12 protein-coding genes and 1 pseudogene are annotated in these 12,762 nt (G+C 42.3%); 8 read left to right on the plus strand and 5 right to left on the minus strand.

What is annotated here, in order from left to right; translation table 11 throughout:
• The first annotated feature begins 208 nt into the window (after positions 1-208).
• On the plus strand, positions 209-661 hold the full coding sequence (locus tag NSS82_RS07865; protein WP_036680123.1) for an IDEAL domain-containing protein: 453 nt from the start codon (positions 209-211) through the stop codon (positions 659-661).
• 91 nt (positions 662-752) lie between these two features.
• On the opposite strand, the gene hemH is transcribed toward NSS82_RS07865, so the two are convergent.
• A complete protein-coding gene (hemH, locus tag NSS82_RS07870; RefSeq protein WP_176462584.1) occupies positions 753-1,766 on the minus strand; it encodes a ferrochelatase in 1,014 nt (337 codons plus the stop codon).
• Between the two features lie 453 nt (positions 1,767-2,219).
• On the opposite strand from hemH, the gene NSS82_RS07875 reads away from it, so the two are divergent.
• Both NSS82_RS07875 and NSS82_RS07880 read left to right on the plus strand, forming a co-directional pair.
• On the plus strand, positions 2,220-4,517 hold the full coding sequence (locus NSS82_RS07875; protein WP_076273985.1) for an FMN-binding protein: 2,298 nt from the start codon (positions 2,220-2,222) through the stop codon (positions 4,515-4,517).
• A gap of 197 nt (positions 4,518-4,714) precedes the next feature.
• Positions 4,715-5,671 carry a 3'-5' exoribonuclease YhaM family protein gene (locus NSS82_RS07880; RefSeq protein ID WP_036680004.1) on the plus strand — a complete coding sequence of 319 codons (957 nt, stop codon included), beginning with the start codon at positions 4,715-4,717 and terminating at the stop codon, positions 5,669-5,671.
• 69 nt (positions 5,672-5,740) lie between these two features.
• On the opposite strand, the gene NSS82_RS07885 is transcribed toward NSS82_RS07880, so the two are convergent.
• Positions 5,741-6,397 (minus strand): 3'-5' exonuclease, encoded by a 657-nt coding sequence (locus NSS82_RS07885; RefSeq protein WP_036680002.1) that lies wholly within the window; start codon positions 6,395-6,397, stop codon positions 5,741-5,743.
• A 111-nt stretch (positions 6,398-6,508) separates the two neighbouring features.
• Here NSS82_RS07885 and NSS82_RS07890 point away from each other — a divergent pair.
• The 4 genes and pseudogenes from NSS82_RS07890 to NSS82_RS07905 all read left to right on the plus strand — a co-directional run.
• Positions 6,509-7,024, plus strand: a pseudogene (locus tag NSS82_RS07890) (TerD family protein); the annotation flags it as partial.
• A gap of 111 nt (positions 7,025-7,135) precedes the next feature.
• Positions 7,136-7,807, plus strand: coding sequence for a vWA domain-containing protein (locus NSS82_RS07895; protein ID WP_036680121.1), 672 nt, complete (start codon positions 7,136-7,138; stop codon positions 7,805-7,807).
• A gap of 183 nt (positions 7,808-7,990) precedes the next feature.
• The gene (locus NSS82_RS07900; protein ID WP_076273983.1) at positions 7,991-8,608 is read left to right on the plus strand and encodes a DNA-3-methyladenine glycosylase family protein; all 618 of its coding nucleotides are present in this window, start codon (positions 7,991-7,993) and stop codon (positions 8,606-8,608) included.
• Positions 8,609-8,630: 22 nt separating this feature from the next.
• Complete coding sequence (locus NSS82_RS07905; protein WP_076273982.1) at positions 8,631-9,341, plus strand: DNA alkylation repair protein; 711 nt, start codon at positions 8,631-8,633, stop codon at positions 9,339-9,341.
• 28 nt (positions 9,342-9,369) lie between these two features.
• Here the strand turns inward: NSS82_RS07905 and NSS82_RS07910 are convergent, their stop codons facing one another.
• Positions 9,370-10,062, minus strand: coding sequence for a PspA/IM30 family protein (locus tag NSS82_RS07910; protein WP_076273981.1), 693 nt, complete (start codon positions 10,060-10,062; stop codon positions 9,370-9,372).
• 59 nt (positions 10,063-10,121) lie between these two features.
• Positions 10,122-10,340 (minus strand): PspC domain-containing protein, encoded by a 219-nt coding sequence (locus tag NSS82_RS07915; protein ID WP_076273980.1) that lies wholly within the window; start codon positions 10,338-10,340, stop codon positions 10,122-10,124.
• Between the two features lie 286 nt (positions 10,341-10,626).
• On the opposite strand from NSS82_RS07915, the gene NSS82_RS07920 reads away from it, so the two are divergent.
• On the plus strand, positions 10,627-11,040 hold the full coding sequence (locus NSS82_RS07920; protein WP_076273979.1) for a zinc ribbon domain-containing protein: 414 nt from the start codon (positions 10,627-10,629) through the stop codon (positions 11,038-11,040).
• 556 nt (positions 11,041-11,596) lie between these two features.
• Here NSS82_RS07920 and NSS82_RS07925 read toward each other — a convergent pair.
• A complete protein-coding gene (locus NSS82_RS07925; protein ID WP_076107223.1) occupies positions 11,597-12,700 on the minus strand; it encodes a GerAB/ArcD/ProY family transporter in 1,104 nt (367 codons plus the stop codon).
• Between the last annotated feature and the right edge of the window lie 62 nt (positions 12,701-12,762).

The following is a 12,762-nucleotide window of genomic DNA, read 5'->3' on the forward strand; positions in this document are numbered from 1 at the left end:
TAAACAGATTTTTAGAGAATGAAACATTTTTCTGAGCGAAATCCTAAAAAAATATAAATAAAGCATAGTCAGGTGACGATAATAATGTTAAATTAGATAAAATTAAAGTGAATTAATGGAGTTAATTTTACAATAATGGCATATAAAGAATTATAGATAATGGCAGGTTTCGAATAACCCAACTAAGAGGGACGAGGTGCATGGAGAGATGATCAGACTAGAAACGCAAGATATTTTGAATATTAGCATGAAGCAAATTGCTACTATTTTTAAGATGAAGCCGCTTGAACTGAGATTTGTCACCGATTTTCAGGGTGAGAAATATCTCTTAACTAATGATAAGTTACACCTCAACAACCAGCAATATTGGGCAAAGGTTATGGAATGTGTCTTTGATGATCATGTTAGACCTGTGTTAATGTGTGAGGTATTATATTTCCTTCGTAATGAATTTCTGGAAAGTGACATTAAGTTATGTTTTTCTTATGATTACGCAGAGGATGGGAATGGCGCAGCTACAGCTATGGCTGAAGTATCCTTTAATGACTCAGCAGATTTACAGCCGAGTGAGATTGCCGAGCTGATTGATTTTGCGTTGACCTTACAGGACAAGCAGTGGTTCCATGAACTGACTACGAAATATAAGCAGCTTACAGCATAAGTATCCTTTCGATTCTTCATGCTTAACAATTGATATAGCTAACCGTCTTGTCTGCAACAGAGATGATCTGTGGACAAGACGGTTTTTTGTTTTACCACCCTTGGGCATTTTTTTCTACATGTTCAGCCAAAAAATCAAGCCAATCCTCATGGTTATTCAAACAGGGAGTTGCCATAAATTCCTCTGCTTGTCCTCCACCAGCCTTGAATTGTTCTCGTCCTTCTATGGCTAGCTCATGCAGCGTTTCCAGACAATCGGTCACAAGACCCGGTGAAAAAATCAGAGGTCTACGTATTCCTCGTCCGGCAAGCTCTCCCAGAACATCCGCTGTAGACGGTCCTACCCATTCTTCTCGCCCGAAACGTGATTGAAAACTAAGCTGCCAGCGTTCGGGCTCCCAATTCATAGCAGAAGCAAGAAGACGCGCGGTTTCCATACATTGCTGCGGATAAGGATCACCGGTATCCGCATACCGTTTGGGAATCCCATGGAAGGTCAGTACAAAATAATCAGGTTCTTTGCTCAGAATCTCCATTTGACGCAGCAGGTGTGACTTCAAGGCTGAAATATAACCGGGCTCATTATAGTAGGCATCAATAAATCTTAGAGCCGGAATCAGACGTTTAGTTACAGGACCAGTGGAGCTTTGGCGACCTAAGGCTGCAAAGCTGGCCTGATCGAATACGGATGCGGTAGTCGTGGACGAATATTGCGGAAACAGCGGCACAATGATAATTCGGGTAACTCCGGCCGTGTCGAATTTCGCCATCGCTTGCTCCATGCTGGGTTCGCTATAAGCCAATCCAAGCTCTACCTGATACCTTGGACCCAGCAGTTCTTGCAATCCAGATTGCTGAGCTGAAGAATGAAGGAGCAGTGGTGATCCTTCGGTTGTCCATATTTGACTGTACAGCTCAGCGGACCGGCGTGGACGTGAACGCAGAATCACGCCTCGCAGCAAAGGCTGCCACAGCAGAGGAGAATAATCTATGATTCGGCGATCTGATAAAAAACGTTTCAGATAAGGCCGTACAGCTTTTGCAGTTGGTGCAGTAGGGGTGCCGATTTGGGCGAGTATAACTCCAATAGGTGGCTGTTTGCTCAAAGCACAGAACTCCTTTCCCATATAAGAGATCGTTCTAAAATAGCATAGCTAACCTTGAATGCACAGTTATTGAGATCACTTTGCGTGTATAAATTAATTTTAATCGCAAATAGTGATGTTTCTTATAGGGTGTGTGATTTTCGATACAGAAGAACCGCAGAAAGGTCTGGTAGTATCAAACCAGAAATTGATGGAAAACGGGTGTAAGTGTTTTTATAATAACTTATGTGAATTATTTCACCTTTTATGCAGCTTTGTGTTAAAAGGAAGAAATGAAATAGATTCAAGATATTTTTTTATTGAAAATCGAGCGTGCAAAAGCATGAGAGGGGGGATGAGTTCTTATGAAGAGAGAAGTTATGCTTCATAAGAAGAGAAGGGGCGCATCGTACGAAAAAGGTTTGGTTAACAAAAAGCTACATATCACTGGGGTTTGGTAAAGGAGAATTTTCATTGAAAAAACTAATTTCTTTAACGGTTAGCGCGGCTATATTGTTAGCGCCGTTTGCTTACACACTTAATGTGCCTGCTGTAAACTTGAAGGTGGATGCAGTATCGGCAGCCTCCGAAGAAGCGGATGCACCGGCAGCAAAACCAACAGCAAAACCAACGGCAAAACCAGCAGCAACACCAAAAGCAACGGCAAAACCAGTAGCAACACCAAAGCCAACAGCAAAACCAACAGCAACGCCAAAGCCAACGGCAAAACCAACAGCAACGCCAAAGGCAACAGCCAAACCAGCAGCAACCCCAAAAGCTACAGCAGCACCAGTAGCAACCCCAAAAGCAACCGCTGCACCAGCAGCGACAGTAGTACCAGCGGAAACTGTTAAGCCTGTGGCTACAGCAAAGCCTGTTACAGTTAATGAAAACGTATACCAAGATGGAGTTTACGTAGCTTATGGCGATGCATACTCCAAAGGCACGGAAGGTGCCAAGATCGAAATTAAAGATGGCAAAATTACTAGCATTGAGCTTTTGAGAACCAGTCCTAAGCTGATTGATAGAGATGCCCGTAACAATTATAGTGCTTTATGGCAAGCTTATGGATTGATGAAGGATAGATTGCTTGGCAAAACAAGAGATGGAGCAGCGGCAGTTGATGCTGTTTCGGGAGCTACCCGCTCCAGTAATGGCTGGAAATTGTCTGTAGATAGAGCGTTTGAAAGAGCTCTAACAGTGAAAGATACAAATGCCGTTTACTTTGATGGAGTTCATATGGGCGTAGATCCTACAGGTAAATATTCTGTATTTGCGACCTACGAATCCAACAAGCTCACAGATGTTAAAGTGTATCCTATGAACAGCGCTGGTGATTTCATTGAGGAGAAAGCTTACACAGCTGAGCAAGCGGCAGCGGTTGCAGCTATAGCTCCAGCCTTGCTGGCCAAAGGAACAGAGGTACAACCTGCTGCAGGTCTTGAAGCCGACTTTAAAGCAGCGATTAACGCTTTCTGGGATGCTGAGCAGAATGCAATAATCAACAATACATCTGCTTATGTAGACGGATTCTATTCCTCTTATGGTACGGCAAGAAGTGTTGGCGTTGAAAGAGCTGACATCGTGATTCGCAACGGTAAGTTGGTTGATGTGAAGCTGTTTAGACTTGGCAATAACCTGATTGACAGAGGGGCAACAGCTTATGCGGAAGTAGTAAAAGCAAATGCTCCTATGACAGCTAAGCTGCTAGCGAATGGTTCATATATCGCTAACTATGATGAAAAGGTTGACGGAATTTCCGGAGCTACGGAAAGTAGTCACAGCTGGAACCAAGCTGTAGAAAGAGCATTTGAGAAAGCGCTAAAGGTTCCTGCTGAAGGTCAATATTTTGACGGCAAATTTGCCGGAGTAGATAATCAATCTAAAGTGCTGCTGCTAGTTGATGTTGATGCAGATGCGGTAACAGGCATTAAAGTAAGTCTGTTTGGAGCTGACGGCAAGCTGATTGCTGACGATAAACTGAGTGCAGAACAAAAAGGATGGGTAGCTACACTCACATCCGGGCTGTTAGAAAAAGGTGTGCAAATGGCCGATATTACAGGCCAAGAAGCATTGTCGGCAGCAGCTAAAGCAGCACTGACAGATGCTTTGACCAATGCATCCAAAGTCCAAGGAACCTATAAAGACGGAACCTTTACTGCATTTGGTGATGCTTATGATAAAGGAACGAACAGAGCGGACGTTACCCTGCGTAACGGCAAAATCGTAAATGTAGCATTGTATCGTGTAGGAATGAACCTTGTAGATAGAGGGAACGCTGCTTACCCTGAGGTGGTAAAAGCAATTCCTCAGTTGACGGCTAGCTTCCTCGCAGCAGGTACTAGAGAAGGCGTGCAGGAAGTAGATGCTGTGTCCGGTGCAACTAGCAGCAGCGTGGCTTTAAAGACTGCGGTGGATAGAGCATACGGAAAAGCTGAGGTTGTAGAAGCTAATAAAGCGGCTTATTTCGATGGAATCTTCATTGGTGTAAGTGCCGATAAGCTTGTAAATGTTATGGTGAATGTAGAGTACGGTGTTCCTGTCAAAATGCTTGTTTATTATTTGGATAAAAACGGAAGTGTAAGAACAATCAATCAGTTAACGGACGCGGAGCTGGCAGTGAAAGGTGAAATCGAGTCGACATCGACCGGATATAGCCTGCACAAATATGGTTACCGTCCAGCAGTCTTCGGAAAAAATGATGCAGAGAAAGAAATATCCGCTAAAGCGGTAGAAGCTATTAAATCAGCACTTGAATCGGCTGGTAAATAATTATCGTTTTATAATAAAAGGAGGATATTCCAGTGCCAGAATATGGCCGGGGAGTAGCCTCCTTTTTCAAATATTCTTGGCTTGTACATAAATATGAAAATAGATCGTATAGTGATTTAAAGGGATTTTGGAGGTGAGTGTCTAAAGTTTAATATAGAGAGCAGGCCGAAAGCCTGTTATTAATAGGAGGCTCCAACATGACACAAATTAAACAGCTCGCTCCACAAGATGAATTTGTTGGCTTTTATCTTTTAAGAGAGCTGGCAATTAAACAAACGAACGGCACTCCTCCAAAAGATTATTTTGACATCGTCCTGGGGGATTCCACTGGACAATTATCCGCGAAATATTGGGATGCCAGCACAACTGATAAAGAAACTTTTTTTCCTATGGCGCTTGTGAAGGTACGCGGGATTGCTCATACTTATCGTGAGAAATTACAAATAAAAATTACTAAAATCAGGTTGGTTAACGATGAGGATGGCGTTGCACTTACGGATTTCATCCGTTCTGCCCCAATTCGTCCAGTAGACCTTATTCATACGATTAAAGGGGTTATGGCAAGTATTTCGGATCCGGAAATTGCTTCAATTGTCTCTTTTTGTGTGGGTAAAGTGGAAGAGAAATTGATGCATTATCCGGCAGCCAAAACACATCATCATGCTTATTTTGCCGGACTTGCTTATCATATGGTGCGTATGCTGGAAATCGGTGATTTTCTGTGCAAGCAGCGTCCGTTCTTGAATCCAGATCTAATGAAGGCCGGGATCATTCTGCATGATATCGCGAAGCCGGAGGAGATGGTCTCCCAGCTTGGGATTGTCTCGGAATACAGCGTTCAGGGCAAATTAATTGGCCATATCTCGATGGCGTCTAATTGGATCACGGAAGCGGCTATCCGCTTAGATATTGATTTGAATTCGGAAAAGGTTATGGCGTTACAGCATCTCGTATTGTCACATCATAATCTGGGCGAATGGGGGAGTCCTGTTCAGCCACAGACAGCTGAGGCAGTCGCTCTGCATCATATCGATGCGATGGATGCGAAGCTGCAAATGGTGGAGGATGCTTTGGATACCACACCGGAGACCGAGGAATGGACACCGTTCATCAGAGGTCTAGAGAATAAGGCTGTGTATCGTTTGAAGATTTAAGTGATGTTCTGTAAAACCAAACCCCCAATCAGCAGAAAAGAGCTGGTTGGGGGTTTTTAATGTTCTTGATTATTTCGACAAAGTGGCGCGGCTGCTATAAATGGAGGGTTTATGTTTAGTGCCTTGTTTCTTAGCAGGCTTTTTCGCGCGAGTCGAAAATGGGGTATACCCACCGGCAAACATCGTTCCGCTAGTATATCCTTGACTGGCAGAGAGCAATAGAGGATCATAGTGCTCCTCCTGCTCCATAAGTTTTACTAGAATTGCAGCGGCTGCGCGTGCGTCATCCAAGGCATCATGGTGCTTTAGCGTAATGCCGAAAAAATCGGAGACTACATTAAGTTTATGGGAGGGCAGGTCGGGCAGCATTTTTTTGCCTAATAAATAGGTACATAAGTATTGAAAGCTTGGGTAGCTCAGGGACATTCCATCGAGACAATAACGCAGGACGCTCATATCAAAAGCAGCATTATGCGCCACGACGATTTGTCCGTGTAGTAAAGGTTCAACGGTGGGCCATAGCTCTTGAAAAGTAGGTTGGCCGATTACCATTGATGGTGTGATGCCGTGTATCGAAATGTTCATGCCATCAAACCGCTGCTGCGGGTCAATTAGCCAAGAATGCTCTGCGGTTATATTTCCAGCTTTAACTTCCACAAGTCCCAAGGCACATGCGCTGGATCGACTGGAGTTCGCGGTCTCAAAGTCAATTGCTATAAAGTCCATTCGTAAAGCTCCTTATCTATCATATATACGTTTCATATTAAAGTAGTAAAATGATAAATACAATCTAGTGAATCACAATGAGCTGTTCAGTAAAAATAAGGAGATGGTAGAGTGCGGCTTATAAAGGGGCAAAAGGTGGATATTACAAAAGGGAGAAACGTGAACAAGCTTTTGCTGAAATTTGGGTGGATGACTGCTGATATTAGGATTGGCATAGACTCTGCTGCTTTTTTACTGTCAGAACAGAACCGTTGCGAACGCGATGAGAACTTTATCTTTTATGGCAATCCGTTGTCTATAGACGAAGCTGTAACTCATTCTGTCTTACAACAAGGGGATAAAGAAGCTATCGCCATTACGCTTTCTCGACTTCCTAAGGATATTACTAGAATAGCTTTAACTTTAACGATCTATGAAGGAGAAAAATTAGGACACTCTATGAAGCAAGTAACCTCTCCTTATCTGCGCTTAGTGGATGCTGCTAGCGGTGAGGAATTATTCGTTTTCGAGTATGGCTCTGACCTGTCGACGGAGACAGCTATTGTGGTTGGAGAGCTATATCGCTATGGTTCAGAGTGGAAATTCAGTGCGATTGGTAGTGGCTTTGAGGGAGGATTGGCTGCTTTATGTACAAACTATGGGCTCGTTATTGAAGAAGACGAAGGAAACCTTGAGGTAGCGGCCACAGCTGAGTTAACCTTTCCTTTAGAGACGATCCGTTATGAAGAGAAGAATGTACTGTCCTCTATTGATTTACGTAAAAAAATTGTTCAGATCACCTTAGAAAAAAAGAATCTGACAGGAGTCATTGCAAGGGTAGGCGTTGTCCTGGATATTACAGGATCTATGAGAAATCTCTATAATAATGGAACCGTTCAAGAAGTAGTTGAGCGTATATTAGCCGTTGCCTGCAAATTTGATGATAACCAATCGTTAGATGTGTGGGTGTACGATACGGAGTTTAGCCGGCTGCCACCTGTGACAGAGCAGGATTTAGGAAGATATGTGTTTACACATATTTTAAATAATCGTACCATTCATAAGTTTGGCCGCAATAATGAACCGCCAGTAATGGAGGATATCATTAAAAAATATACGGAGGAAGAACCCGATTCTACACCGGTATTTATCATATTTATTAACGATGGTGGTGTAGTGAAATCCACTAAAAATGTGATTATGGCTGCTTCGGTCCAACCAATTTTTTGGCAGTTTGTCGGAATCGGTAACTCGGATTTTGAAGTATTGAAGCAGCTTGATACGATGAAGGGACGTTTGGTGGATAACGCCAATTTTATTCATCTGGACCAAATTGAAAAGGTGACTGATGAAGATCTGTATGATCAGCTACTGAATGAATTCCCCATGTGGCTAAGGGCAGCGAAAGAAAAAAGAATCCTGCGAGCATAAAAATACATTATTCAGAATGAATAAGCCTATGCGCTACAATAAGCCATAACCACCTATCTTAGGGATGTTATGGCTTTTTCCAGTTTCGCTATCTTGCTATTCTATTCAACAATCCGTACACTGCCAAATAGGTATTGTATATTAGGATTAGGGTCATCACTATCAGATACGGGAGGAAACACTTTGAGCAGCGTAATTACTAAGTTTTTTGATTATGGGCAAGAAGACATAGATTATCTCCGAAGTGTGGATCCAGTACTTGGCGCAGCTATGGCACGGATGGGCAGAGTGGAACGTGTAATTATACCGGATCTTTTTACTGCGCTTATCTATGCTATAGTAGGACAGCTTATTTCAGTAAAAGCGGTTCGGACCATTTGGAACAGAATGTTGGCTCAGTTCAGAGACATCACTCCGCAGCAGTTAGCGTTACATACGGCGGATGAGATTCAAAGCTGTGGGATGACGATGAAAAAGGCACTATGTATCCATGAGATTTCCAATTTGGTCGCTCGGGGTGATTTTAAGCTGGAGGAATTGCCTGGGTTATCAGATCAAGAGGTTATACAAAAACTTATGACGTTAAAGGGCATTGGCAAATGGACGGCAGAAATGATGTTAATCCATTCTATGGAACGACGGGATGTGGTCAGTTGGGGAGATATTGCGATTCGTCGGGGGATGATGAAGCTGTATGGACTTGATAAGCTTACCAAAGATCAATTTGAACAATACCGGCTAAACTATTCTCCTTTGGGTTCTGTGGCTTCTATATATTTATGGGAAATTTCATTTGAATAATGGACGGGTAAGGAGTACTACTATGGAAAAAACAATAAGAGAACAGCTATTGAATTTGGCAGAGGTGGACTACCAGAAGTTTTCTGCGGCCTTAATTCCGACGATAGATAATGTTATAGGCGTCAGGCTACCGGAACTGCGCAAGCTTGCCAAAATCATTGCAAAGGGTGATTGGAGAGCCTATTTGGAGCATGCCGAGACAGATTATTTTGAAGAAGTGATGCTGCAAGGTATGGTGCTTGGCTACGTGAAGACAGATCTTGAAGAAATCCTACGTTATATCGCAGACTTTATTCCCAGAATTGATAACTGGTCCGTATGCGATAGCTTTTGCACAGGCCTGAAGTTTACCGTAAAGAATAAAGAACGGGTGTGGGAGTTTATAATGCCTTACCTATTGTCAGATCAAGAATATGAAATCCGTTTTGCTGTGGTAATGATGCTTAATTTCTTTATTGAAGAGGCGTATATCAGCCGGATTTTACAATTGCTCGATAAGGTCAGTCATGAAGGCTATTATGTAAAAATGGCGGTTTCTTGGGCGCTTTCGATTTGTTATGTGAAATTGCCAGAGCCTACGATGAGTTATTTGAGAAACAACAGCTTAGATGATTTCACTTACAACAAAGCTTTGCAGAAAATCACTGAGTCTTATCGTGTGGATCCAGAAACGAAAAAATGGATTCGCGGGATGAAAAGAAGTAAAAAACAAACCCCTTATTCAGCACAATAGCTGAGTAGTAAGAGGCTTGTTGTCCTATTTATTTTTTCTCATTGTTTACTTCAGTGTTGGTTTTACGGTTGCGGATTCGCTCGATTTCGATGTCAACGGCGCTACGCAGGTTAGGATCGATGGAAGGACTTATTCCTGTGCCTGTATTGAATTTATTTTTGGAGTTTTCCGCCAATGCTTCCCACTCGAAAATCTTTTCTTCCATTCGTTCGAAACCTTGTGAAGCTGATCCTACATTTAGACCTTTCGTAGAAGAACGTGGAGCAGAGTTGAGTGTTTCTGTCGCTTGTTGAGCGCGAGCGATAAGTTCAGTTCTTTTCGCTTTGAGATGTTCACGCTCTTCTTTTGCTCTAGCGATATTGATCTCAAGCTCTGCAAGGGATTGCTTAGTTTGTACTTGGCTATTTATGGACTCTTCCAGCTGTTCTACGTACCGTAACTTGGCTATGAGTGCCAGACGAGCTCTTTCTTCATTTCCTTGTTCAACTGCTTGAACGGCTTCGGCTTCACTTTGCTCTACTAACTGAGTATATTCTTGCTTACGGCGTTCCAACACACTTGCTGTAACTTGCAGATCACGCTCATTGCGTTCCGCCTTAGCGATATCATTTTCAAGATCACGTAAATACTGACCTGTCAGCAACACCGGGTTTTCTAATTTGTTTAAACCTTCGTGTAGGGCTGCTTTAGTAATTGTGGAAATTCTTTTTAATAGACTCATGTTCTATCTCTCCTTTTTTATGGTTGGATTAGGGCTGGCTTGTATTAAACGACGATTAATTAATAGAAATCATGTCCATCTGAAAAGCTGTTAAAAGGTTCTTTAGGAACGATGATACTAGCGATGACGTAGAAGATAAGTACTGTTCCGAAGCTGAACAATGCTGCGGCAACAGCAACGAGACGGATTACTGTAGCATCAATACCAGACCAATGAGCAAGACCTCCGCACAAACCACTTATCTTCTGATCACTTTGGGAACGATATAATTTTTTCATTTATTGTTTTCTTCCTCTCGTATGGGTGTGATTGTTATTGAATCCTGCAACCCGTTTGCTTATGTACTCATTCTAATGTCTTTTTGCATGCGAAAAAACGGCCTGGAGGCGGTTTTGTATACCAGACCTGAGTCGAGGTTCGTTCCCGCAGGAAGGCGGGGAAAGGGTTAGTAAATCGGTTATAGGCTACAAACCATGGACGAAGTTAGGTACAATAAAGAAAGGAATACTTCTGGCGGTGTCGAAATATGCTTATATATGACTACTACGGAATTGGGGGCTGAATATGAGTTTTTTTAACAAAGTAAAAGCAGGGGTAAGCGAGGCTGGGAATAAAGCAAAAACAGTGGTGGAGATTAACCGGTTGAAGCTGCAAAATAACGGTAAGCAAAATGATATTGACCAGCAGTATCAGGTTATGGGCAAACTGTTATTTGAAGCCGTAACTCAAGGTGCAGGGCCACTGCCAAGTGAGCAAATCGAGACTAATATCAATCGTATTCTCGAATTGAAGGCTGAGATTGAGACGAACCTTCAGCAAATTGCTGAGTTGTCCGATGTAAAGCATTGCAAAGCATGCGGTGGGAATGTGGCGATCGAGGCACGCTTTTGTCCGGCCTGCGGATCCACTTTTGAAGTGGCAAAAGAACCTGTCATTGATGTAACTCCATCGTCGATGTCTTTGGATAAGAAGGAATAGATTTACTTCATACAAGAAACTTATGAATAAAGAGGCTGTCTCAAAAGTAGTGAATACTACTTATGAGGCAGCTTCTTTTTAGTAAAAAGGCTATAAGCGGATTCTTGCTGTAGCCAATAGACTCTGGGCTACGCACACAAAGTATTCTATGCCATTAGGTTGGGCGGCGGAATATTCATTTTGTGTGATACCTGTTGGGGACGATATCTATTGGACGGTGCGATAAGCAGTATGCGGGGGCCGTTTGTGTTGTCTGCGTTTATGAATGTGCGAAGCCGGCCTAAAACTAATTAGGGAAAAACTCCCTGGAAATAACCAATATTCGCTCTAAATGAACGAATTTAGGGAATATCTCCCTAATAATAAGGGGAATTTCTTTAATTGCTAACGAATCAGCTGAAATTTAGGGAGGTTTTCCCTGATTATTAGTCTAATGAACGAAAATCCCAGAATTTCAGGGAGAAATTCCCCAATTATTTTAGCGGAGCTTAATTAGATCTTTAAGCGGGATTCGTATCTACAATCTTAATTTCACTTGTCTATAATCTAGTGTCGTTTAAACCTTAGAAGCACGGCGTTTCTTAAATTGATACACAATTAGCAACATAAGCGGCAGAACAAATGCACAGGTGAAATCCCAATCTACCCAGTAGGCGGGGATCTCCTTTACGTAGAAAATGATGTCTTTGGCAATCAGTTGTGACATACCGAATAACAAAAATCCAGTAGGTATGATCAGAGGACGGTGGCTTTTGAGTTTAAATAATTGGGCTGTACCTAAGGTTAAAGCATAGTAATAAACTGCTGTTTTGAAGTACGTGCTGATAATCCATGCTGTAGCCATAAGCGCTTCAATACGTTGCAGAGAATTAGCAATATTAATTTTTTGAGCAAGAATATAAGCGGCATAAAATTGATGTTCAGAAGCGTAAACACCTAGAACGGTAAGGGAAAACAATAAGATGAGGTTAAGGCCCAGAGCTCCGATGATCAAGGCTATGAAAATATCCCGGCTTGTTTTGCTATTTTTCTGAGCATAAGGATATATCATTAGAAACACGCACAATTCGCCAAAAGGATAAAAAACACCATACATCAAAGTATGAAGCATGTCCGGTACTGGTGTGTTTAAGATGGGGTATAAACGTTCCATTTTGACATCGGGGGTCAGCAGGAGCAGCAGACCGATCAAAAAAACTGCAAATAAAGGAAAAAAAAGCTGAGCTGCCCGGCCCAATATTTCTAGGCCAAGTCGTACCCCATATACCAGCAGGAAAATGGCCATGAAACGAATAACCCCACCGGGTGTTTTCTCGTAAATCTGTGTACACATGAAATCTTCAATTTCTCTTATGTAGGTGGAGGCAGCAATCAGGAAGAACCCTAAATAGAATAAGGCCACAGCAGTTCCGACCCATTTTCCTAAAATTTGTAGGCTAAGCTCGATAATATTCTTGTTGGGTTCAAGGTCTGCTAAGCAGAGTAACAATTTTATGGTCACTAGACCCAAGGGAATACTAATCAAAGCAGCAATCCATGCATCTTGTTTCGCTCCTGATATCATTAACGCCGGATACACAAGCGCCATATCCCCAATAAATGTGAATAGCCCGAGTATAATCATTTGATTGGTACTAATTCGATCTTTCTCCAAACTCATATACCCCCTCAAATTTATTGGACTAGTTTTAGTATGGTTGTAGTTACCAGAATTATGCCATC

It is taken from the genome of Paenibacillus sp. FSL H7-0735, assembly GCF_038008505.1.
Taxonomy (GTDB): domain Bacteria; phylum Bacillota; class Bacilli; order Paenibacillales; family Paenibacillaceae; genus Paenibacillus_AQ; species Paenibacillus_AQ odorifer.